Origin of the sequence: Mucilaginibacter sp. NFX135, from assembly GCF_048565145.1 — a bacterium.
Taxonomy (GTDB): domain Bacteria; phylum Bacteroidota; class Bacteroidia; order Sphingobacteriales; family Sphingobacteriaceae; genus Mucilaginibacter.
Genome location: NZ_CP183412.1, coordinates 277,174 through 302,228 on the forward strand (window position 1 = coordinate 277,174; position 25,055 = coordinate 302,228).

The window sequence follows — 25,055 nt, forward strand, 5'->3', positions numbered from 1 at the left end:
ACAGAAAATCTGTATGGCCTGCGCATGCATGGCAAAAAACCATTAAAATTATGAAGCTTGTTACTGTTTTGCTCTTTACGGGTATAATGCACATACATGCTGCTGTTTATTCTCAAAACGTTTACAATTTTAATCTTAACAACATCTCGGTAAAACAGATGTTCAAGCAGATAGAAAAAAACAGCAAATACACCGTTTTTTATAGGCTTGACCAGGTAAATGCCGATAAAAGGATAAACGTGGAGTTACAGGACGCAAGCATCGAAACGGTGATGAAAAATGTACTTCAGAACCAGCCATTAACTTTCCAGGTGGTTGATGATATCATTATTATTAAACCGGCGGATGGTAAAGTTATTGCAACAGTTACCGTAACCGGTATAGTGAAGGATGCAAGTGGCACCCCACTACCCGGAGTAAGTGTTAAATTGGCAGGCAGTTCATTAGGTACTGTAACTGATCTTAACGGCAAGTACAACCTTACGCTTCCTGATGGTAACGGCACGCTGGAATTTACTTTCCTGGGATTTACAACGCAACGGGTAGCTGTTAATAACAAAACTTCCATCAATGTAATCCTGGCAGAAGAATCAAAATCATTGAATGAAGTAGTTGTAGTAGGTTATGCCACCCAAAAGAAAAAGGACCTGACAGGTGCTGTAGCTGTTGTAAACGTAAAAGATCTGAATAAACAAGCCTCATCATCGGTAAATAGTCAGCTACAAGGCCAGGCATCAGGTGTTACCGTTACGGGCTCGGGCCAGCCGGGCGAAGAACCACAGGTGCACATACGGGGGTTTAACACTTTTGGCAATAACACTCCGCTTTATGTGGTTGACGGGGTTGAAACTTATGACATCAGCACCATTAACCCTAATGATGTTGAATCATTGCAGGTATTAAAAGACGCCAGTTCTGCTTCCATATACGGAGCTAGAGCTGCAAACGGCGTTATCATCATTACAACTAAAAGAGGCAAAGGAAAGGTAAACATCCAATACGATGCCTATTATGGCTCGCAGGTACCCAAAGGAGGCAATGTTTGGAACACTATTACTCCGCAACAAATGGCCGACCTTAAGTTAACCGCAACAAAAAATTCAGGTATTACTGATCTTACAGACCCTTTATATAACCCTTCAGGCACAGCATCAACTTTTACCCTTCCTGATTATATTACTCCGGCAGGGGCTAAAATAGGTGACCCATCTGTTGATCCATCAAAATATTACGTAAACCCGCTCTACACATCGGCCAGCGATTTTAATAATTTTTACAGGATAACCAAGGCCAATAAAGCCGGTACCGACTGGTATCATGAGATCTTTAAATCGGCCCCGATGACCAGCCATAACATATCGTTAAGCGGCAGTACAGAGCAGGCCAGCTACCTGTTCTCCTTAAATTACTTTAATCAGCAGGGTACTTTGATAGATACCTATTTAAAACGGTACAGTTTACGCTCAAATACAAATTTTAATATAACCAAACACATCAGAGTAGGCGAAAACCTTTCTTATTCTATCACCAGGAATCCACAGGTTAGTACCAATAACCCCGATGGTGTAATTGCACACGCGTTAAGGGAGCAACCCATTATACCAGTGTACGACATTATGGGTAATTACGCAGGCAGTTATGGCACTGGGCTTGGCGATGCCAACAACCCGGTAGCCATACAACAACGCACTAAAAATAATGCAACAACCAGCTATCGTTTATTGGGTAATGTATTTGCCGAAGCCGACATCATCAGGGGTCTAACCTTGCGTACAAGTTTTGGTGGTGACATTGTGAACAGTAATGACCACTCATTTACCTACCCAACTTATGAAAACGTTGAAAATTCAACCATAAATACTTATACCGAAAACGCTAACAACAACTATAGTTACAACTGGACAAATACACTTACCTATAAAAGGACATTTGGCAAGCATGATCTGACAGTGGTAGTGGGTACAGAGGCTATTGACAATCATGATAGCAGCTTAGGGGGTAGCATACAAGGCTTTTATACTTTTGACCCCAACTACGTAAGCCTTTCAACAGGAACAAACAATAAAAATACGTATAGCAGCAAAAGCTCATCGTCCCTATTCTCTGAGTTTGCCCGGTTAGATTATATTTATAATGACAAGTATTTGTTTAATGCCACAGTCCGTCGCGACGGCGCTTCTGTATTCCCGGTGAACAATCGTTATGGTTATTTCCCTGCCTTTAGCGCGGGCTGGCGGATATCGCAGGAAGATTTCATGAAAAATATCAAATGGGTTACCGATCTTAAAATAAGAGGTGGCTACGGTATCATGGGTAATCAGATCAATATGGGATTGCAAGACCCTTATATTACTTTCAGCAATAACATCGGACAATCCTATTATCCGCTGGATGGAACAGTTAATCTGACGCCTGGTTTCTATCAACAACAGATTGCTAACCCTAATGCCGTATGGGAAAAAGATGGCAATTCCAATTTTGGGTTTGATGCCACTTTGTTTGATGGCAAAATTTCTGTAACTGCCGATTACTATCGAAAAGATATTAAAGACCTGCTATTCCACGCTACCCAATTAGCTACCGCAGGTAACGGCACACTGCCTCAACAAAATGTTGGTAAAATGAAAACGGACGGTTTAGACCTTTCCATTACCGGCAACTTTAGAGCTAACAGCGATCTTAACTTTAACGCTACAGGAACTGTAACAACTTATAACAATAAAATTTTAAAAGTATCTGACGATGCCGACTACTTTACAGGCACAGCGACAAGCCGTTTCGATGGCCCTATCACCCGCAACCAGGTTGGGCATTCCATGGGCGAATTTTATGGCTATCAGATAGAAGGTTTCTGGAATAACCAAGGCCAGATAGACGCTGCTAACGCCAGCGCCCAAAAGATCAGCAATGATCCAAATGCTGTTTATCAATCAGATGTAAAAGTTGGCCGGTTTAAATATAAAGATGTTAATGGAGATGGTATGATCACATCTGCCGACCGTACTTTTATAGGCAATCCCAACCCCAAGGTTACAGCAGGCTTAAACCTGGGAGTAAACTATAAAAACTTTGATGCAAGTGTATTTTTATATGGTTCATTTGGCAATAAGATCTGGAACAGCGTAAAATACTGGAGAGATTTTTATGCTTCATTCGGAACTGCTAAAAGCTACACTGCCCTTAACGATTCATGGACACCAACGCATCAAAATGCATCAGCCCCTATACAGGAACTGGATGCATCAACCAGCAGCGGCGCTACTCCAAATTCTTATTTCGTAGAAAACGGCACCTATGTACGTATGCGTAACGCTCAGGTCGGTTACACCTTTAATCTGACTTCACTAAAAAAAGTAGGGATCCAAAAGCTAAGGATCTATGTATCGGGAACAAACCTGTTTACATTAACCGGCTACAAAGGAGTTGATCCGGAACTTGGCGGTACAACAACAGATTTTGGTATTGACGAAGGAAGCTACGCCAGTCCGCGCACTTTCTTGTTTGGAGTTAATTTTTCATTATAACATTATTACTACGGAGGATTACAATGAAAGCTAAAAGATATATATCAGCAGCCTTGTTAAGCGTTTTAGCGCTTGGCGCCTGTAAAAAATCATACCTTGATAAACCAATTACCGGAGCATTGCTACCACAATATTTACAAACCGAAGCCGGCGCTAACCAACTGCTTGTTGGCGCTTATGCAGCTTTAGATGGGCAGCAAGGCGGCGACGCAGCCATTGGCGGCGGCGGCGCATGGGAAGCTTCGCCTGATAACTGGATATACGGCGGTGTTGTAGGCGGCGACGCGCACAAAGGCAGTATAGCCGGCGACCAACAGCAGATTGAGCCTATGGCAAAATATATACCTGATGCCAGCAACGGATTTTTCAATAGTAAATGGAAAGCTGATTATGAAGGCATATCGCGTGTTAACAACACCATAAAGGCTACAAATGCTATACCTTCCATTACAGATGCGGCTAAAACCAATATACTGGCCCAGGCCCGTTTTTTAAGGGCTCATTACTATTTTGATCTGAAGAAGATGTTTAATATGGTACCTTATGTTGATGAAACTACGGTGAATATTAACCAGCCCAACAACGCCGATATCTGGCCAAAAATTGAAGCTGATTTTAAATATGCCTATGATAATTTACCCACGACCCAATCCGAGGTTGGCCGGGCTAATAAATGGGCGGCAGGTGCATACTTAGCTAAAACCTACCTGTATGAGCATAAATATACCGATGCCAAACCTATTTTTGATGCTGTTATAGCTCAGGGCGTAACCCCTACGGGCCAAAAATATGCATTGAATGCACATTTTAATGACAACTTCAGAACAGCTACTAACAATAGTGCCGAATCGGTATTTGCGGTACAGGCTGCGGCGAATACCGATCCTAACGGCCCTTCAAATGCCAATAATGGCGATATGCTGAACTTTCCATATGGTAACAGCAGCCCGTTCAGTTGCTGCGGTTTCTACCAACCAACTATTGACCTGGCAAACCATTTTCGCACCAACCCAACTACTGGATTACCTTACCTGGATGATTATAACAGCCATGCTATAAAAACTGACATTGGCGTACCTTCAAGTGCCGATTTTACTTTAGATGCCGGAACAATTGATCCCCGCCTTGACTGGACTGTTGGCCGTCGTGGTATACCTTATCTTGACTGGGGTAACCACCCTGGCGCCGATTGGGTAAGGGATCAAAAATTCGGGGGCCCATACTCGCCGATCAAAAACGTATATGGCCAGGCCGAGCAGGATGTTAACGGCGATAATACTTCATGGGCGCCTGGTTCAGGCATCAACTACAACCTTATCCGTTATGCCGATGTGTTGTTGATGGCTGCAGAAGTTGAAGCACAGCTCGGCAACCTGGATAAAGCTGAAAGCTATGTTAATATAGTACGTAACAGAGCTGCAGACCCTACCGGATTCGTACACACCTATAAAGATGACAGCAAACCAACCGGTGGCTTTACAGCTGATCCTGCAGCCAATTATAAAGTTAGCCCTTACCCGAGCGGAGCTTTCTCAAGCCAGGCATTTGCCCTTAAAGCCATTTATTTTGAGCGCAAAATTGAGCTGGCTATGGAAGGGCACCGCTTTTTTGACCTGGTTAGATGGGGCATTGCCGATACCGAGCTTAATGCGTATATAGCTTATGAAAGCACACTAACCACTGATTTAAACGGAGGTAAATTCATTAAAGGCAAGAGCGAGTATTACCCTATACCGCTAAGCCAGATAGACTTAAGTTCAAGCGGCGGCACACCGCAGCTTAAACAAAATCCGGGATATCATTAATAAAAATTCAACCAAAACTTACCGGAATAGTTCATTCCGGTAAGTTTTTTTAACCATCGCTTACCACCTTCCTGTTTTAAGCATTCAAAACCTAAATAATAAATTATGAATAAATCATCAACGCGGTTTTTGTCGCTCGATGTGTTTCGTGGCATGACTATCTGCTTTATGATCATCGTAAATACGCCAGGTAGCGGCGCTGCTCCGTTTTCGCCATTAGAACATGCTGCCTGGCATGGCTTTACGCCCACTGATCTTGTATTCCCTTCTTTTTTGTTTGCAGTGGGTAATGCCATGAGTTTCTCCATGAAACGTTACCAGGAAATGGGTAATGCCGCGGTTTTAGGCAAAATATTTAAACGTACCCTGCTTATTTTTTTAATAGGTTACTTCATGTATTGGTTCCCGTTTTTTAATTTAAAGGGTGGTCACATTTCCTTATCGCCTATTGCAGATACCCGCATCATGGGCGTATTACAGCGCATAGCTTTATGCTATTGTTTCGCCTCGCTCATGATTCACTTTCTGTCAAAGCAGTCGGTGGTTGTTTTATCTGTTCTGTTATTAGTTGGCTATTGGATCTTGTTACTGGTTTTTGGCGACCCGAATGATCCCCTGAGTATGACCGGCAATGCCGGTATTTTCCTGGACAAGTTTATTCTGGGCGATAGTCACATGTATCACGGCGAAAAAATCGCCTTTGATCCCGAAGGCATCCTGAGTACCCTGCCCGCAATTGTGAATGTAGTTATTGGTTACTACGCCGGTAAATTCATACAGCAAAAAGGCAAAGGTTATGATACCATCGCTAAAATGTTGCTTACCGGAGCGCTGTTCATATTTCTGGCCCTATGCTGGAACATGGTATTCCCGATCAATAAAAAACTGTGGACAAGCTCATTTGTGTTGGTGACTACCGGACTTGACCTGGTGATCCTTTCGTTCCTTGTTTACGCACTTGAGATCAACAACTGGAACAAAGGGAATTGGACCCGCTTTTTTACCATTCTGGGTAAAAACCCATTACCCATTTATGTATTATCCGAGATACTGGTGATATTCTTTTATATGCTCAGCGTAAAAGGAACCAGTTTTTACGATTGGATAAATACTTCTGTTTACCAGGTAATAGTTCCTGGCGCTATCGGTTCGCTATTGTTTGCTATAAGCTATATGCTTATTTGCTGGTGCGTGGGCTGGATATTGGATAAAAAGAAGGTCTATATCCGTGTTTAAATTTTCAACCTAAATATATTACTCAAAGGGTAGCTGTTAATACGGCTGCCCTTTGTTGTATTTTCATCCCCGGTTTGCCAGGAGCTTATAGCCATCAGCCATATCCGGAATTTGCTCAAAACCCAATCCTGGATAACGTTTTTCAATCCTGCCAATATGTGTACAGGCATGCTCCAGGTACTCATCGTCAATTATTTCCTGTATAGCTTCCCTTATGGTTTCATGGCCCAGACTTCTAACAATGATCATATCAGAGGCCCAGAAACTTGCCGAATTAAACTGGGCGATCATTTTTTGAATATTGGGTAATGTAAACAAAGTAGCCACAAACACATCACCGCTTTCCAATATGATGTGTACATCAATATTACCATCAAGTTCGTTGATTTCGTTATATCCCGCCGGAAAAGTGATCTTAAAATTCATCGTACATTTAAAAATGTAAAGATAAAAACTTGACCGATTATTAATTTCAACTAATCCATTCTATAACTTATCTAAAATAAAAGCCGATAACTACGTAAATAGCAAGTTAAAAAATGAAATTATTAAGTATAAATTCGTCTAAAATGAAAATTTGATATAAATAATTGATTTTTTTTAATAAAAACTTGCTTTTTTATCAAAAACACTTCATAAATTACATTTTTAAAAATAACTGATTGATATATTTCTAATTAATTGTGATTTTATATGGAGGAATCAGCTTATTTTAACCAATACAATCCCATTGGCGGCGTATGGGACGAAATGTATGGTGCCAATTGCAGCGTCCGTGACCATTATTTGAAAGTAATCGAGTATATTTCAAAAGAATCGGCCGATGACCTGAACAAAAAGGAAGAACTGGCCAAGAGCCTGTTCATGAGCCAGGGTATTACTTTTACGGTTTATAACAGCGGTGAGGGTATCGAAAAGATATTCCCTTTTGATATCATCCCCCGTATTATTACAGCAAGCGAATGGGCCTTTGTAGAGAAAGGCATCAAACAACGGCTTACCGCCCTTAACCTATTCCTGAAGGACATTTACAACAACCAATTTATTGTAAAGGATGGCATAGTACCTATTGATATTATTTACTCCTGCCCGCATTTTTTGCGCGAGATGTATCAGCTCAAAGTGCCTTATGATATTTATGTACACATATCTGGCATTGATCTGATCCGAGATGAGGACGGTACTTTTTATGTGTTGGAAGATAATCTGCGTACTCCATCCGGCGTAAGCTACATGCTCGAGAACCGCGAGATTACCAAGCGTTTATTCCCCGATCTGCTGCCGCAATGTGGGGTTCGCAGCGTAACCGAGTATCCAACCATATTGTATAAAAACCTTTTGGCGCTTTCACCCAGGCAAATATCAAACCCAACCATTGTTTTGCTGAGTCCGGGTATATACAACTCGGCTTATTTTGAGCATACTACTCTGGCCCGCCTCATGGGGGTTGAACTGGTGGAAGGGCGCGACCTGGTGGTTAATAATCATAAGGTATACATGAAAACCACTACCGGCCTGCAACAGGTAGATGTAATATACCGCCGTGTTGACGACGAGTATCTTGACCCGCTGGTGTTTAATCCCGAAAGCATGCTGGGCGTTGCCGGCATTATGGGCGCATACCGCAAAGGTAATGTAGCCATAGTAAATGCTATTGGTACCGGCGTTGCCGACGATAAGGCGGTTTATGCCTATGTTCCGGATATGATACGCTACTATCTGAACGAAGAACCCATCCTGAAGAACGTTCCTACCCACCAATTAGGTAACCCAGACGAGCGCGAACATGTATTCAAAAACCTGAATAACATGGTGGTTAAAAAAACCAATGGCAGCGGGGGTTATGGTATGCTCATGGGTCACGCCGCTACTGAACAGGAGATTGACGACTATAAAAAAGAGATCCTGAAAGATCCGCGTAATTTTATTGCTCAGCCCACCATCAGTCTTTCGGCGGCGCCTTGTTATATGCAAGGTTTATTAAAACCCCGCCGTGTTGACCTTCGCCCCTATGCCCTTTATGGTCCGGACGGCATCGAGATAGTTCCCGGTGGCTTAACACGTGTTGCCCTCAAAGAAGGCTCACTGGTAGTGAACAGCTCGCAGGGAGGTGGTAGTAAAGATACCTGGGTGCTGGCCTGATTTGGGATTTCGGAATTTTGATTTCGGATTTAATGGATATCCATTCCTTCCTTATTTAATTCCGCAATCAAACAGGCATCGTAAATAATTGAAAATAAATCCGAAATCGAAAATTCGATATCCGAAATAAAAAGATATATGTTAAGCAGGGTTGCAGCAAGTTTTTATTGGTTAAGCCGTTACATTGAGCGCAGCGATGGCATGCTGCGAATGCTCAAAATAAACTACGCCTCATCGCAGGATACCGTACAGGAATTTACCTGGGAACCGGTGATCAGGATATTTGTCGGTCTGCATGAAACCGATGCCGATACCCTGGATAACGATAGCCGGTCGGTTTTAAAATATATGGTTACGGGTAAAAACAACCCTAATTCCATACTCAATATTATTACGCTGGCCCGTGAAAATGCCCGCGGCGTTCAGGAACATATCACCAAGGATCTGTGGCAATGCCTCAATGAGTATTACCATACGGTAAAAGACCCTCGGATTGAGCGTGCCCTACAACGGGAAGACCCTATAGGTGTGCTGGATGTTTTAATAAAACAGGTAATGTTATATTATGGCACTGTGGAGATTACGATGGAGCGCGGTGAAGGCCGCAGTTTTATGAACATTGGCAAATACCTGGAACGGGCCATACAATCGGTTGATATCCTGGATACCAAGTTCAGCTCCGTAAGTGATAATCCCAACCTGCTCACCGATACCACTTATTGGAAACACCTGTTACTTTCCTTAGGCGGTTATGAGTTGTACCTGAAAACCTATCGCGAGGGCTTTGAGGCCGAGAATATCCTGGAACAGGTAGTACTGAATAATGATTTTCCGCGATCGGTTATTTATGCGGTCAACAATATTCAGCGTTACTTTGACAGATTGAAGAATGACACCAATGTGGATACCTACCGGGAAATGTCGTTCCAGATAGGGCGTTTGCAAAGCCGTATCAAATATAGTTCGGTACGCAGTATTAAACAGGAAGGCCTGCACGGTTTTTTGACCCAGATCCGGACCGAATTATACAACGTAGGGAACTCCCTGAACGAATATTATTTCGCCAATTCATAATTTAATTTGAAGATCATGCCTGAATTTAAAATACAACATATAACCCGCTATACTTATGAAGGCCTGGTACGTGACAGTGCCAATCAGATCATTCTTTTCCCCATAAAAGATGAGTACCAGGATGTGGTAAAACAGGAACTCCATATAACCGGCAACCCGGTTGTTGACACTCATATTGATTATTATGGCAACGAGGTAGGCAGTTTTACCTATAGCGAGCAGCATTCTCAGCTGCTCATCAACTCCAAACTGGATGTGATCACTCGTCAGCGCCCTTTGCCCGTGAACGATATTTTCCCCGAGCAGCAATGGGAAGATCTGAAACGCCTGCAATATATGGTGCCTTATATTGATTTTTTAAAGCAGGAATATTTTGAAGGCTTGCCCGAGCTGCAGGTTATTGTAGACCAGGAACGCTCAAAGGATGATACGCCTTACCAGATAGCCCTCCGTTTTTGCAATTATGTTTATCAGAACTTTGAATACATTAAAGGCGTTACCACCGTTGAAACCACGCTCGACGAGGTTTGGAAATTAAAGGCCGGCGTTTGCCAGGATTTTGCCCATATTTTAATGGTGATGCTTCGCCTGCTCAAAATACCGGCACGTTACGTAAGCGGCTATATCTGCACTCACAGCAGCTCCATGCGAGGTGAAGGTGCAACCCACGCCTGGGCCGAGGCCTATATCCCGGATTATGGCTGGCTGGGTATCGACCCTACCAATAACTGCATTGCTAATGAAACCCACGTACGTCTGGCTGTTGGCCGCAGTTTCCCGGATTGCTCACCTGTAAAAGGCGTTTATAAAGGATCATCAGGGCACAAACTGGAAGTTTCTGTAACAGTTGATGATGAAAACTCCCCTGCTTATGATAACCATACCCTACAGGAAACTGCTCCGCTACAACAGGTAACCGAATACACCAAAAACAGCTATCAGCGCCATATGGAGATTATTCAACAGCAACAACAGCAATGAATTGATGTGCAGATTTCAGATATGCAGATAAAAAAGTGAATGAAAATCTTCCAATCATCTGCACATCTAAAATCTGCACATTCGCACATCCGGGATTTAAACTTTTTTAAGAGCCGCCATCAGTACTGGGATTCTTGGTACCATTGGATAGGACTGCGATAATTTGCCATTACGGTTATAAATAGCAATATATGGTGTGTTTTTTATCTGGTAATATTTTTGCACCAAATAAGTATATCCTTCGGTACCTATAATGATATTGTGATATTTGGCTAAATCAAAATCGCGCTGAAAAACCTGGATTGCCTTTAGCTGCGTAACAAAAGTTATCATCACGATCTGTACATCCTGCAGGTTTTTTAACTGCGGTTTCAGATCATACATCAAGTGCTGGCAATGGCCGCAATCAGGTTGAAAGTAAATCACCATTACAGGCTTATTCTTTTTCAGGTTGGCCGGGGTAACATACACGCTATCAGTAGTCAATATATGATATGGTGGAATGCCCGTATTAGCACCAAGGGTTTGGGCCTGTGTACAGCCAGCCGCTACAAGCAAACAAAGGAACAGATATATCTTCTTCATTAGATTAATATAGATTTCATTTAAGCATATTTACGATATTTTTAACTTTCCAGCAACTCCAGCTGCCAGGCTATCTGCTCTTCGGTTATTGGGAATAACGCGTTTTCGCGCACGGTATGATAAACCGCGTCAAATAAACCATTATAATTACCCTTGTCTGACACTATCCACTCCACTGTTTTCTGATTATCAACTCCCATCAGCACCAGTTTACCTTCACTGCCTTCGGGTTCAATACCAAAACCTTCGTCGGTTGGCTTCATGCCGGCATCCAGTTGTGCTTCCTGCACATCGGTACGCAGCTTTACAAAGCTACCCAGCGTGCCGTGGATCACAAAACCAGGCAAGTGTTCGGCTATCAGCAAACCCGATGTTAAATATACGTTCAGTTGGTTAGGGTACGACAAGTGGATGTTAAAATAATCATCAACCTGCGAGCCAGGGCGGTGCGAAGCTGTTGTTTTTACATAGCTCAGCGGTTTGCCAAATATGCTGATAGCGTTATCCACCAAATGCGCGCCCAAGTCATAAGTAAGCCCATTGCCTGGAGTGTCTTTGGTTTCTTTAAAAACCTTAGGGCCAATAGGCATGCGGTATCTATCCAGCCTGAAATGCACTTCGATCAGTTCGCCCAGCCTGCCGCTTTCAATTACCTTTTTTACCGAGATAAATCCACTATCATACCGGCGGTTTTGGTAGATCATTACCTTGAGATTCAACTTTTTACCCAAGTCGAACATGGTTTTTACTTCCGCCGATGTTACAGCTGCCGGCTTTTCTATCAGTACATGTTTACCTGCGTTAAGGGCTTGTAGGGCATAGTCAAAGTGAGTATTGTTAGGGGTATTAACGATGATCAGTTCAATTTCGGCATCGTTCAGCAATTCATTGGTGGTATTGTAGCTGATCACATCGGGATATACCTTGCCGGCTTTTTTTTCATGGCGCTCAACCACTGCTTTAAAGGTAAAACCAGGTTTGGTGGTTAAAAATGGTGCGTGGAATATCCGGCCCGACATGCCGTAGGCCATAAGGCCGGTAACGATTGGTTTTGATGACATAGATAGAATTTATTCAAGCTGAAAGCTCAATGCCCAAGGCCGAAAGCTTTTGCTTATTTATTTTTTAGCCTTATTGCAAAAATCAAACAACGTGTATCTCAAAAATACTTTTCAAACCTCAAATTTTAACAAATTTCTGATCAAAACCGGTACAAAAACGGCTCAAAATTCATTCAAAACCATCGATTTTAACACTTTTTAACAAATTTCAATGCGATTTTAACGCGTTTTGAAAACTTTAAAAAGTATTTGATTATTGACAATCAATGAACTGCGTACCAAACGATCTGTTTTGAACCTTTTTATTCCTTTAACCAAACGGCCCTGCTTACAATTTTCAAAGCAAGCAGGGCCGTGGGTGTGATACACCTAAAGATACACAATTATTTCTGATTATTTTTGTCTGAATCAGAATTTACAGAATTTAGAATTAACAGAATGGCTTACATAATATGAAACTGTGAAGTATTCAATGAAGCTCATCTGCACATGCGCACATTTGCATATCTGCACATCTATCAGTTTATTTCAATCCTTTTTGAATAGACTCTATTTCGGTAAGGTGACCTTTTATTACCGGCAGGGTGTTAGTGGCAAAAGCCTTCAGATCGGCATCCTTGCAGTTTTTGGAGGCATCCTCAAATAATGTGATGGTTTTTTTATGATCATCGATCATGGCATCTACATAAGCCTTATCAAAATCGGTTGCTGATTTGGCCGAAAGATCCGACAACTTTTTTTGATTATCGTCGCTTGGTGCGGCGGGCAGGGTAATATTTTTGGTTTTGGCGATGCCTATCAATTCCTCGTTGGCCTTGCTGTGATCTTTCACCATCATTTCGGCAAATGCCTTTACTTTCGGGTTAACGGCTTTTTGTTCGGCAACTTTGGCTACGGCCACTTCGGTTAAGCCCCCGTTTGCCGCATCGGTAGCAAATTTGGCGTCGCCCTGGTCAACGGCAATACCGGTTGCTCCGGTTGTTGTGGTATCTTTGGTGGTATTTGCACTGTCAGCATTGTCTTTGCTGTCGGTTTTGGCACCGTTGTTACATGCCTGAAATATCCATGCCGATAGCACGAACATCATCATTAAACTTAATCTTTTCATAGTGAATATATGTTTATATTGTTTTTATAGTCAACAATTTTCACCTGGATAAGTTTTATTTTCTTATTTGTAGAATAATTTAACATAAAATAATGCACCATATCTGCCACGTCAATTGCGAGGCACGAAGCAATGACACGTGAAAGAAGGGGTATAAAAAAGGCCATCATGCTTGCATGATGGCCTTTTGCAACACTATAATATTATTAACTATTTCAATTTAGTCAGCGCGGCTTTTACACGCGGTATCAGTTCCTTAATATCTTCGGCAGTGATAGTACCAACCGAGGCGCGGAACCAGTTTACATCATCGCCGGTACCAAAGGCCGAAAACGGCACCAGGGCCACTTTGGCTTCCTTAATAAGGTAGAAGTTAATATCGGCAGAGTCTTTTAGTATAGTACCGTCGGGCGTAGTTTTGCCGGCGTAATCAATTTTTAAGGTCAAATAGATGGCCCCCATTGGCTGGATAGAATCTACCTGAAAACCTTCGGCTTTTAATGACTGGAAACCTTCGTGCAATGCATTCAGGCTGGATTGAATTTTGGCTTTGAAAGCGGCCAAGTAAGTACCTACAGCGGCATCGTTAGTAATGAAGCTGGCCATAGCCACTTGCTCGGCCTTAGGCGACCATGCGCCCATGTGGCCTACAATAGCCTTCATATTATCAATAACATGTGCCGGACCAAAACCCCAGCCTACCCGTACCCCTGTAGAGGCGAAACATTTGGAAGCACCATCGATAAATATAGTATAGTCCTTCAGTTCAGGACGCAGGGTAACCGGATCAAAATGTTGAAAGCTGCCAAAGGTTAATTGCGAATAGATTTGATCATACATTAGGTACAATGGCTTTTCGCCTGCTGCACGGCTTTTATTTTCGGCTATCACCAGGTCGCAAATTTCTTCCAGGTCCTTTTTGGCAAACATGGTACCGGTTGGGTTCAATGGCGAGCATAAAGCCAGCAATGCCGCGCCTTTTAAATGCGGACGGATCTCATCGGCCGTAGGCATAAAGTTATTTTCGGCAGTAGTTGGTATCATGATAGCCTCGGCACCTAACAGATCGCTGTAGTGGTTATTGTTCCATGATGGTAAAGGGAATACTACCTTTTCGCCGGGGTTAACAACAGCCAGAAAGGTAGAATAGATCAAAGGACGTGAACCACCGGAGATCAGTATTTCATTAGCAGAATAATCCAGGTTAAAGCTCTTTTTTAAAAATGTCGAAACGCTCTGGCGCAGGTCAAGCATACCATCAGCCGGTGGATAATTGGTTTGGTTGTGGTTATATGCTGCAACAATTCCATCCTTCAATTCGGCAGGAATGGGGTAAATATTAGAGTCAAAATCGCCGATGGTTAAATTGGCAATATTCTGGCCTTGTCTTTTCAATTCGTTTATCTCGCCTGCAATCTTGATGATCTCAGAGCCGCGCAGATTTTGAGCTAATACAGAAATACTCATTGGAAATATGAATTTTATGAGCGGCAAATATAGGTATTTGGGTGGATTAAGGATAGAAGGAACAAAGATAAAGGACTTTAGGAGTATGGATTAAGCAACCAGCAGTTAGACTTACCCAATCATCGCTACGTTCTTAAAAAGTCGTCATTGCGAGCGCAGCGTGGCAATCCCTGACTTACAGAGTCGCTCTGCATATCGGGGATTGCCACGTCGTTCCTCCTCCTATGACGCGCCGGGGAGGAATGCATCAGCCTTAAGTCCGAAAGCCATAAAACAAAAAAGCGAAAAGTAACATCCGGAGATCTTACTTTTCGCTTTCAGTTTTGAGCCTTCGGCTTTCAGCTTACAAATATGCTTTTCTTAATTTAATAATGCGCATCCAGTGCATCAGCTTCATTACTGGGTAAACCGGATCAATCTCAAACCATTTGGCGCCAAAGTTGGCCCTGTTAGGGTGTTTATGGTGATTATTCTGAAATAATTCGCCCAGCATTAAAAAATCGAAAGGAGTTGTATTTTTTGATTTGTCGCCATTGTCAAAATTGGCGTAACCGTATTTGTGACCACACCAGTTTACGATAGCGCCATGGATAGGGCCCATTAAAAAGTGAATGGGGATTAACAGGTACATCCACCATTGTGTGGCAAATACCACGTAAAAAGCGATATACAATATGCCAAATGAAATACGCGATACCATGGATGAACCTACGTAGTCAACAAAACGCCACTCGGGGATATTTCCTTTAAAACGCTCTTCGGGATTTGACAACCTCTTAACGTGCATGCTGTAGCTTTTTGAGGTGTAGATCATCATTTGAAAAACATCCTTAAAAAAATGCGGCGAATGCGGGTCTTTCTCGGTATCGCTGTAAGCATGGTGCTCGCGGTGCATAATGGCATAAGCCCGTGGGTTTAAAAACGAGGAGCCCTGGCAGATATAAGTAAGCAGGTAAAATACCCCTTCGTAAAACTTGTTCGTAGTGAACATTTTGTGAGAAGCGTACCTGTGTAAAAAGAACGTTTGGAAGAATAGCGACAAAAACCAGTGCGCTATAAAGAATATAATGATTACCACTGAATTGAATGAATTAGAATTTGAATGTTATTTATAATCTTTCCAAAGATACGATTAAAACCGAAATAAAGTTTTTACAGTTTCAGAATGATTACTATTTAACGCAAGAAAGGCAATTCTATGTTTAAAAGAATGGCCTTTTTTGAAATAATTCAGAATGGGTAATTGCCTCTCAGATCTTCCCTATTCTGCTATCTCTCTCCACGCGTCATTGCGAGGGACGAAGCAATCCCCGATCAGCAGAGCCACTCTGTATAGTTAGGGATTGCTTCGTACCTCGCAATGACGTGTGAAGTTTAATTGACACTCAGCGCATTATAATTCAAATTGCCGGGCAAGCAATTCGTATGATTTTAAGCGATCGTCAAAATTTTCGGTGATGGTTACGGCCATAATTTCGTCCACATCATAATCTTCGGCCAGCCAGGTTAATTTTTTCTTTATTTCCATAGGTGTACCGGTAATTACGCGATAGCTGTTTTGCCTGATGCGCTCCAGTTCGCTCGGGGTATATACCTCATCTTTTACATCGGCATAACTTAATGGTACAATGGGGCCGCCTTTTTCAAACTGTAAAAAGCGGTGGTCCATCACAGCCCGGTGCTGTTTTATTTTCTCCTCATCTTCTGAGCAAAAAACAAATATGGCTACGTTCACCTCCGGCTGCGCCAGATCATCTGATGGCTGAAAACGTTCGCGGTATAGCTTTACGTTAAGCGGGCCGCCGTTGGGATTTATAAAATGCGCGAAGGAGAAGCCCATACCAAAGTGCGCGGCAAATAAGCCGCTTTGTCCACTGGAGCTCAGCAGCCATTTGTTGGGTACAGTTTTCACCTGCGGGATGGCCCTTATCCTGGCTTGTACGGTACCTGGCTCATAAGTATCATGAAAATAATTGTTCAGATCGGTCAACTGTTCTACAAAATCATCTTCCCTGAATTGGTTTGAGGGATTGAGCACAGACGCCGTAATACGGTCGGTACCCGGCGCGCGGCCCATGCCCAGATCAATACGACCCGGAAAAAGCGCTTCCAACATCCTGAAGTTTTCGGCAACCTTTAAAGTACTATGATTAGGCATCATGATACCCCCCGAGCCAATACGCATGCGCTGGGTTTGTGAAGCCAGGTAGGCAATGAGCACCTCGGGTGTTGAGCCAGCCAGGATGCCGGTGTTATGATGCTCGGAAACCCAGTAACGGGTATAGCCAAGCTGTTCGGTATATTTTGCTAATTCGATGGTTTCTTTTACGGCCTGCTCGGCAGTAGCCCCTTTTCTTATCGGCGACTGATCGAGCACGCTTAAACGGATTTTCTTTGTGTCCATAATATGATAAACACAAATGTAATGATAGGGTTGATGCCAGGGTTTATGAGGGGCTTTTTATGGCATTGGGATTACTTTGTTAGTGTGGGAGTGGGTGTCGGTGCCAGAGCGGGATTGGGTATGAGATGCGCGACTGAATGAGAGTGGGGTGCCGGTGTGAGAGTGAGGCGCATAGCTTTCTCTTCACGCACCTGACTCTCGCACTCACACACCTCAACTAATCAATAAAATGATAAAGGAAAACCACATCGCCGGAAAAGGCGGGTTTCTTTTGGCCTTCAATTTCCAGTTCAACGGCCATGGTGGCTTTGGTAACGCCACGCAGGTTAATGAGGTTGAAAAGCCTTACCTTCAATCGTACCTTGTCATTCACCAGCACCGGCTGTGCAAAGCGCAGGTTTTCTATACCATAATTGATCTCCATTTTGAGGTTACGGATATCGGCCACTTGTTTCCACAGATATGGAATAAGCGACAGCGTCAAATAGCCATGGGCAATGGTTGTTTTGAAAGGGCTTTCGACCGCGGCTTTTTCCGGATCGGTATGGATCCATTGATGATCGAGCGTGGCATCGGCAAATTTATTGATCTGTTCCTGCGTAATGATATGCCAGTCGGATACGCCCAGTTCATTACCTAATTGCGCTTCAAACTCGTTATAGTTATTTACAATGATCATCAGTATGCTGTTATAATTTGTACAGCAAAGTAATAAATTAATTATGTGAACTGGTATAAAATTATCAATCGCCCAAAAGAGCCCTTAAACTATCTAAAGTATCGGCTTCCTCTTTGGGTTTGTCATGCCGCCATCGCAATATCCGTGGAAAACGCAGGGCTATGCCTGATTTATGCCGCGTTGATCTGTTAATCCCTTCAAAGCCTATCTCAAACACCAGCTCGGGCTTTACGGTACGTACCGGGCCAAATTTTTCGATGGTGTTGCGCTTGATAAAATAATCAACCTTGCTGATCTCGGCATCTGTAAGGCCGGAATAAGCTTTGGCAAAAGGCACCAGTTTATCTCCATCCCAAACAGCAAAGGTATAATCGGTATACAAGTCCGCCCGGCGGCCGTGCCCTTTCTGCGCGTAGATCATCACGGCATCAACCGACAGCGGATCGATCTTCCACTTCCACCAATCGCCCCGGCGGCGGCCTACCTGGTAAGCGGCGTTTTTTCGCTTGAGCATAATACCTTCGGCAATCATGGCGCGCGACTGCTCCCGGATGGTTCCCAGTTCATCCCAGGTATCAAATTTTATTAATGCCGAAATCCGGAACACTTCCGGATATGGGGTAACTGCCTGTAGCTGCTCCAGTATGGCCCGTCTTTCCGTTTGGATTTTATAGCGGATATCTTCGCCCTTGTATTCCAGGCAATCATAAGCTATCACAGCAACCGGGCTCTCTTCCAGTATCTTTTTACTCAGATTTTTGCGACCGATACGGGTTTGCAGCACATTGAAGGGCATGGGTTGCCCGTTTTGAAAACTCAGGATCTCGCCATCTATCACCGTACCATCGGGCAGGGCGTTTAAAAATGGATGCAGCTCCGGAAACTTTTCGGTAGCCAGATCCTCACCCCTGCTCCATATAAATATTTCGCCGCCTCTTTTGATGAGTTGGGCACGTATCCCGTCCCATTTCCATTCGGCCTGCCAATCAGCGGCATCGCCCAGGGCAGCGCCAACCTCGGCAGGTGTTTTCTGTTTTTCGGATGTTTCCTGTATGGGATAGGCCAGGAAAAACGGATATGGCCGTGATATATTTTCGGCAGTATCCTGTTCATCCATCAATTGGGCGTATTGATAGGTTTCGGGCATCCAGCTACCCATAATGCGGTGGGTAAGTACGGTAGCTTTCAGTCCGGAAATATCAGCAAGCGCTTTGATCACCAGGTTTTGTGATACCCCCACCCTGAAGCTGCCCGTCAGCAGTTTATTAAATACAAACCGTTCCTGGCTATCCAACATGGCCCATGAATCCAGTAGCCAGAGCTTTTTTTCGGCTTCAGTTTTATCATTCAGCGCGTTGATCTCGGCTATCCATTCGGTGAGGGTTTTATTACTGCTGTTGGCAGTTTCGGGCATAAGCAGCGCCATGGTTTCGGCCAGATCGCCCACTACATGATAACTTTCCTCGAACAGCCAGGCCGGTATATTTGATGCTTCGATGGCCCAGGTACGCACCAGGGTGGAATTGATCTGCCGCTTGGGTTTACGCCCGGTAAACAGGGCGAGCATGTGCATTTTGTCGGTATCGGGCACAGAATTAAAATAATCCTTCAATACCCTTACCTTTTCATTGGTCTTATTGGTTTCATCTAACGATAAGAAGAGTTGGGCGAAGGCTTTCATGAAACCCCTCCTAAATCCTCCCCAAAGGGGAGGATTTCATTAGCATTTTTATCAGAACTGTCAAACTCATCCTCCTTTGGGGGAGGCTGGGAGGAGGTTTCCCCTTCGGGGAGGTTGGAGGGGCCTTCATCGTCCCCGTATAAAGTATGCACCTCATGAGCATCAAAGCCTATCTCATTTAAATACCTGGCGAATGTGGCGGTATAGCCATGCGTAAGGTAAACGCTTTCGCAACCTGTATCATCGATGGCGCTGATCAACCCGTTCCAATCAGCGTGATCCGAGAGTACAAAACCGCGATCTGCAGCCCGCCGGCGTTTGGCCCCGCGAATGGCCATCCAACCCGAGCAATAGCCAAAACTATAGGGATGGAACTTGCGCATCCAGGGTGTACCCACGGATGATGGCGGCGCCAGGATAATGCCTTTTCTCACCTCCTCCTTAACAGAGTCAGGCGTAATTCTTTCTGTTGGATTTAACAATACTCCGTTACGGCGCAAGGCTTCGTTTGTATTTTCGATAACGCCATGTGTGTATACTTTGCCATTAAACAGGTCCAGGTTTTGCAGGATGCGCTGCGCTTTGCCTAACGAATAGCCTACCAGCACAGTAGCTACGCCGTTGTGTAAATTAGCGCGCCACCAGTTATTGATATCTTCAAATACCTGCACTTGCGGTTTCCAGGTATAAACCGGCATGCCGAAGGTACATTCCGAAATAAAGTGATGGCATTTTACAGGTTCAAACGGCGCCGAAATGCCATCGTCCTCTACCTTATAATCGCCGGATACGACCCAAATCTCACCCTGGTATTCAACCCTAACCTGTGCCGACCCGATCACATGGCCTGCCGGGTATAGCGAAATGGATACGCCGTTCTTCATTACCGTTTCGCCGTATTCCACGGTTTGCAGCTTTATTTCGCCCAGCCGGTAAAGCAATACTTCTTTTGATAAGTGATGTGCCAGGTAACGTTTGTTTCCCGGATAGGCATGGTCGGCATGTGCGTGAGTGATCACGGCGTCGTCAACCGGTTTCCAGGGGTCGATATAGAACTTGCCCCGGGAACAGTAAATCCCCTGGTCGGTAAACTCTAATAATGGTTTCTTAGCCATGGTGTTAACATAACCTACGGAAAGCAAATTGGTTTGCCCCTATTCCCCTGAAGGGGGAAACAAAAATGTGCAGATATGCAAAATTTCAGATATGCAGATTTTTATATTCTGCTTTTCTGATCATTTGCATATCTGCACATCTACAATCTGCACATCCCAACTCCCTTTAGGGGGCTGGTGGGCTTATGGCTTTGTGCTTGTTAGCTTGGGCTCCAGACTAATGTAATCGGTCATGATCTGACCGGCCTCGCGTTTTACAAAGTCAAGATCTTCGTCTTTTGGTTTGGCCTGTCCTTTTTTAAGAGCCGGTAATCCTAAAGCTATCCTGCGCAGGTTATTGCGTTCAAAGGCTTTCTTCTCGTCGGCATCGCGTTGTTTCTTTAAGGCCGCTTCGTTCAAGGTTACGCTATCTTCAGCATCGTGTTTTTTGAAATCGGCTATATCTTCCAGCATGTATTTATAGCTGTCGCTGGTGGTCATACGCTGATCGTGCAATTTCTGCAATTGCGGTAAAACCGTGTTAAAGTTGCCTACTTTAGTAAAGTCTGTTTTGGGAATGATGTCAAATGGCATAGCCGAAGGCTCGGTATCTTCACCATATTTATCCAGCGGAATTAATGATGGGAATGAAATATCCGGCGTTACACCTTTATGCTGTGTGGAGTTACCACTAATGCGGTAAAATTTGGCGATGGTTAAGTTAAGCTGCCCATAGGTACTTTGGCTACCGGTTGATATGGCTTTTTTCCCTCCGGTTGCCGCACCGGCCAGCTGGTTAATTTTATCGCGTATCGGCGAACCTAAGATGCGGTCTAGATCAATAGCGCTTTGAACCGATCCTTTGCCATAAGTTTGTGTACCCATGATAATACCACGGCCATAATCCTGTATCGCGCCAGCAAATATTTCGGATGCAGAAGCGCTGAAACGATCAACCAGGATACTTAGCGGACCAGAATAGGCCACTGCCGCGTCATCGTCTTTATCAACCTCTATCTGTCCCTGGGTATCTTTTACCTGCACTACCGGACCGGTTTTGATGAATAAGCCGGTAAGCTCAATAGCTTCCATTAAGGAACCACCGCCATTTTCGCGCAGGTCTATAACTACACCGTCTATATTTTGTTGTTTCAGGGAGTCAAGTATCAGCTTCACATCATGTGTGGTGCTCTTGTAATTGGGGTTACCTGCTTTATAATCGTTAAAGTCGATATAAAAAGCAGGAATGGATATTACTCCTATTTTAACCGTTTTACCGTTGCTGTTGTAAGTTCGTATTTCTTTTTTAGCCGATTGATCTTTCAAGATGATCTTTTCGCGTACCAATTCTACAACCTTAGGTTTGGCTCCTGCACTTGCACCAGCAGGTAATATCTCCAGCTTAACCACAGTTCCTTTTGATCCGCGGATGATGGCAATAGCGTTATCAACCCTCCAGCCTATGATGTTTTGAAATTCACCGGTTTTACCTTGTGCTACGCCAACTATACGGTCGTTAATGTTAACCTGGTGACTTTTATCGGCCGGACCGCCTGGTACTATGGTTTTAATGGTTACATACTCGTTCTCTGTCAGCAGCGATGCACCGATACCTTCTAACTGGCGCGACATTTCGATATTAAAGTTTGCCGCGTTTGATGGATTAAAGTAATTGGTATGCGGGTCGATAGCCTCGGTAAAGGCATCCATAAAATACTGAAAAACATCCTGGTTGGATAACTTATTGGCTTGCGTTAATAAATTCTGGTAACGCTTTTTTAGTGTTTCCTTGTTTTTAGCCATATCGCTGGTGGCCAGTTTCAGGTTCAGCAGATCGTATTTTACACGTTGTGTCCACATGGCATCCATGTCGGCTTGTGTAGCGGGCCATGGCAACTTGTCGCGGTCATAAACAAAGTTTTCGTTTTTATTGAAGTCAAAATTGTTATTGATCTGTGCCAGGGAATAATTCACATGCTCCAGATATCTTTTTTGAAAAACATTAAAGATATAAAACGCATCGTTCAAGTTGCCGCTTTTCAGGTCGTCGTCTAAAACGGTTTTATATTTTTCAAAATCTTTGATATCGGATGCTAAAAAATAGCTATGGTTCTCATCAAGCAGTTTAATATAACGGTCAAAAACAACGGTCGAAATAGAATCATTCAGATCAACCTTTTTATAGTTATGGTTTAATATCAATGAGGTGATCTGCTTACAAACAACGCTTTGCTGTTCGTCAGGTTGCAGATCGGTGGAGCCAGGGACTTTTATTGGTTTTGACGGCGACGCTTTACAAGCAAGCGCGGCAGCCAGTAGCAATACTAAATATACTTTCTTCAACATATCTTTTACTGTAGTTAAATCGGGGTTTGTGTAAAACATCAATACTTGTGCCTTTTATTAATTTGCTAATGTAAATAAAAAGAGACAGTGAAATACTGTCTCTTAATTACAATAACAATTATACGATAATGTTTTGCTTGTAGTATATAACTACCAGCATTTTACGCTATTGTTACATAAAAATTTTACTTTATAGCCGGCGTGGCGTCAGTGTCGGGGGTTTCGGCGTAGCGGATCTCGGTTTTTAAACGGGTCTTGTTCTCTTCCAGATAGCGCATTTGTTTATCAACCGCCGCTACATCCATGGTAAGGCCCAATGAATTGGCAATGGTGCGGGCCTCCAACAGATCCTGTTTGGCCTGGGGAAAATCGCCATAGCCTGTTTTTACCGCGGCCAGGTTAATGAGGTTAGTGATAGTATGCCGGTTATCATTTTGCTGGCGCGAGATCTGCAAACTTTGCAGCAAATACCATTTAGCCTCAGATAGCCTATTCTGTTTCAGATACATCTGAGCCAGATCACTAAAGTTATAACTGGCCGAATTATAAACCCTAAAACGCATATTATGCTGGGCCGTTTTCATGACTGATGCTTCCATCAGGAAAAGCGCGTACGGAGTACGTTCAATTTTTGCGTACAAGATCTTTGGTTTCGCAATCTGGGAAACAGGCAGTCTTTTGATAGAATGATCTTTCAAAAGCGCGATCTGCGGATAGCGTTCATGCTTTCTGAAAGGGTTGTACTTATACCACTGTGCAGATGCAGAAAGGCTAAGTGAACATAAGAATACAAGTAAAATGATCCTCATTTAATCTTTTTAACTGGGCTTAATTTAAATTAATCAGTAAACAAATATAATAATATAAATATTATTATATGCAATACCCTGTATGTGGGCTGTTTATGCAGACAGTTCCTTTAACGCAGTAATCCTACCTAATGTTATAATTAATTATTTTAATTTTTATTCAAAAACCTCTACATCGCCGTCATGCAGGGCCCAAACCATATAGGGGTGGGTATCGGCATGATAAATATGACCGTCGGCTGATATTCCGACGATGCCTGCAAAACCGTTAAAAGGCTTTAATTCATCCAATGATTTATCGGTGGCAGCAGATATAGGCAGACCATCGGTAACCCGGGTAACAATTTTTGAAGCGACTGAACCGCTTACAATATCTTCCCCAACACCGGTACAGGATATACCTGCATGAGCATTGGCATAATTACCGGCAGTAGTGGCCGAATCACTTACACGGCCCGGTATTTCAAAACCTTTGCCCCCGGTGGAAGTAGCTGCGGCCAAATCGCCATAAATATCAAGGGCTACGCAGCCTACGGTACCCAGGCGGATAGAATCGCGCAATTTTTGTTCATATTCATGCCTGCGCTGTGGTGTTTCAGGATTATAATACCCAATGCCATTTTCGGTAGCAAAATCACGGGCACCCTTGCCGCTCAGCACCCTATCATCATAGGTTAATAACTTTTCGGCTATACAAATGGGGTTTTTAACATCCTCGATATTAATCACGCCCGAAAAGCGCTGCGTTTTACCATCCATCAGCGAAGCACTCAGTCTGATCTTGCCATCGCTCTGGATCTGTGAACCGGTACCTGCATTAAAAAGATCACAATCTTCCAGCAGCCTAACCGTGTATACCACCGTTTCCAGCGCATTGTGTGTTTGCAGATATTTATGGCCGGCCTCTACTATTTCTTTTAAAGCCTGTTGTTTGGCCTGCTTTACTTCCTGGTTGGTTCGCGATTCGCTAAAGAAACCGCCATGTATAATGATCTTCATATTAAACTGAGTTAATTGATCAATGTTGTATAAACTATAACTCTTTTGTGATGGGTTTAT

General features: G+C 43.5%; 19 protein-coding genes. 6 read left to right on the top strand and 13 right to left on the bottom strand.

What is annotated here, in order from left to right:
* Positions 1 to 50 precede the first annotated feature (50 nt).
* The 3 genes from ACNURT_RS01205 (at position 51) to ACNURT_RS01215 (ending at position 6,565) form a co-directional block, all read left to right on the top strand.
* Entirely contained in the window at positions 51 to 3,524 is a 3,474-nt protein-coding gene (locus tag ACNURT_RS01205) for a TonB-dependent receptor (protein ID WP_419700187.1), read from the top strand.
* Positions 3,525 to 3,547: 23 nt separating this feature from the next.
* On the top strand, positions 3,548 to 5,329 hold the full coding sequence (locus ACNURT_RS01210; protein ID WP_419700188.1) for a RagB/SusD family nutrient uptake outer membrane protein: 1,782 nt from the start codon (positions 3,548 to 3,550) through the stop codon (positions 5,327 to 5,329).
* Positions 5,330 to 5,434: 105 nt separating this feature from the next.
* Positions 5,435 to 6,565, top strand: coding sequence for an acyltransferase family protein (locus ACNURT_RS01215; RefSeq protein WP_419700189.1), 1,131 nt, complete (start codon positions 5,435 to 5,437; stop codon positions 6,563 to 6,565).
* Positions 6,566 to 6,628: 63 nt separating this feature from the next.
* Here ACNURT_RS01215 and ACNURT_RS01220 read toward each other — a convergent pair whose 3' ends face one another.
* Entirely contained in the window at positions 6,629 to 6,991 is a 363-nt protein-coding gene (locus ACNURT_RS01220; RefSeq protein WP_419700190.1) for a hypothetical protein, read from the bottom strand.
* A gap of 267 nt (positions 6,992 to 7,258) precedes the next feature.
* Between ACNURT_RS01220 and ACNURT_RS01225 the strand changes: the two genes are divergently transcribed.
* The 3 genes from ACNURT_RS01225 to ACNURT_RS01235 all read left to right on the top strand — a co-directional run bounded on the left by ACNURT_RS01225 (position 7,259) and on the right by ACNURT_RS01235 (position 10,762).
* A complete protein-coding gene (locus tag ACNURT_RS01225) occupies positions 7,259 to 8,707 on the top strand; it encodes a circularly permuted type 2 ATP-grasp protein (protein ID WP_419700191.1) in 1,449 nt (482 codons plus the stop codon).
* A 138-nt stretch (positions 8,708 to 8,845) separates the two neighbouring features.
* The gene (locus ACNURT_RS01230) at positions 8,846 to 9,781 is read left to right on the top strand and encodes an alpha-E domain-containing protein (RefSeq protein WP_076373942.1); all 936 of its coding nucleotides are present in this window, start codon (positions 8,846 to 8,848) and stop codon (positions 9,779 to 9,781) included.
* Positions 9,782 to 9,796: 15 nt separating this feature from the next.
* Positions 9,797 to 10,762 carry a transglutaminase family protein gene (locus ACNURT_RS01235; protein ID WP_419700192.1) on the top strand — a complete coding sequence of 322 codons (966 nt, stop codon included), beginning with the start codon at positions 9,797 to 9,799 and terminating at the stop codon, positions 10,760 to 10,762.
* 96 nt (positions 10,763 to 10,858) lie between these two features.
* Here the strand turns inward: ACNURT_RS01235 and ACNURT_RS01240 are convergent, their stop codons facing one another.
* From ACNURT_RS01240 to ACNURT_RS01295, 12 genes are all read right to left on the bottom strand, one after another.
* On the bottom strand, positions 10,859 to 11,347 hold the full coding sequence (locus tag ACNURT_RS01240) for a TlpA family protein disulfide reductase (RefSeq protein ID WP_370996884.1): 489 nt from the start codon (positions 11,345 to 11,347) through the stop codon (positions 10,859 to 10,861).
* A gap of 41 nt (positions 11,348 to 11,388) precedes the next feature.
* On the bottom strand, positions 11,389 to 12,408 hold the full coding sequence (locus tag ACNURT_RS01245; RefSeq protein WP_419700193.1) for a Gfo/Idh/MocA family oxidoreductase: 1,020 nt from the start codon (positions 12,406 to 12,408) through the stop codon (positions 11,389 to 11,391).
* Positions 12,409 to 12,931: 523 nt separating this feature from the next.
* On the bottom strand, positions 12,932 to 13,516 hold the full coding sequence (locus ACNURT_RS01250) for a DUF4142 domain-containing protein (RefSeq protein ID WP_370996886.1): 585 nt from the start codon (positions 13,514 to 13,516) through the stop codon (positions 12,932 to 12,934).
* 210 nt (positions 13,517 to 13,726) lie between these two features.
* Positions 13,727 to 14,983 carry a pyridoxal phosphate-dependent aminotransferase gene (locus tag ACNURT_RS01255; RefSeq protein WP_419700194.1) on the bottom strand — a complete coding sequence of 419 codons (1,257 nt, stop codon included), beginning with the start codon at positions 14,981 to 14,983 and terminating at the stop codon, positions 13,727 to 13,729.
* Between the two features lie 343 nt (positions 14,984 to 15,326).
* The gene (locus ACNURT_RS01260; protein WP_172334005.1) at positions 15,327 to 16,061 is read right to left on the bottom strand and encodes an acyl-CoA desaturase; all 735 of its coding nucleotides are present in this window, start codon (positions 16,059 to 16,061) and stop codon (positions 15,327 to 15,329) included.
* Between the two features lie 315 nt (positions 16,062 to 16,376).
* Complete coding sequence (locus tag ACNURT_RS01265) at positions 16,377 to 17,387, bottom strand: LLM class flavin-dependent oxidoreductase (RefSeq protein WP_419700195.1); 1,011 nt, start codon at positions 17,385 to 17,387, stop codon at positions 16,377 to 16,379.
* A 217-nt stretch (positions 17,388 to 17,604) separates the two neighbouring features.
* Entirely contained in the window at positions 17,605 to 18,066 is a 462-nt protein-coding gene (locus tag ACNURT_RS01270; RefSeq protein WP_419700196.1) for a MaoC family dehydratase, read from the bottom strand.
* A 64-nt stretch (positions 18,067 to 18,130) separates the two neighbouring features.
* Entirely contained in the window at positions 18,131 to 19,747 is a 1,617-nt protein-coding gene (locus ACNURT_RS01275) for an ATP-dependent DNA ligase (protein ID WP_419700197.1), read from the bottom strand.
* Entirely contained in the window at positions 19,744 to 20,862 is a 1,119-nt protein-coding gene (locus tag ACNURT_RS01280) for a ligase-associated DNA damage response exonuclease (protein ID WP_419700198.1), read from the bottom strand. Before ACNURT_RS01280 ends, ACNURT_RS01275 begins: the two co-directional genes overlap by 4 nt.
* A 183-nt stretch (positions 20,863 to 21,045) precedes the next feature.
* On the bottom strand, positions 21,046 to 23,187 hold the full coding sequence (locus ACNURT_RS01285) for a carboxy terminal-processing peptidase (RefSeq protein ID WP_370996893.1): 2,142 nt from the start codon (positions 23,185 to 23,187) through the stop codon (positions 21,046 to 21,048).
* 185 nt (positions 23,188 to 23,372) lie between these two features.
* Entirely contained in the window at positions 23,373 to 23,996 is a 624-nt protein-coding gene (locus ACNURT_RS01290; protein ID WP_370996894.1) for a tetratricopeptide repeat protein, read from the bottom strand.
* Between the two features lie 156 nt (positions 23,997 to 24,152).
* The gene (locus tag ACNURT_RS01295) at positions 24,153 to 24,995 is read right to left on the bottom strand and encodes an isoaspartyl peptidase/L-asparaginase (RefSeq protein ID WP_419700199.1); all 843 of its coding nucleotides are present in this window, start codon (positions 24,993 to 24,995) and stop codon (positions 24,153 to 24,155) included.
* Positions 24,996 to 25,055: the final 60 nt, after the last annotated feature.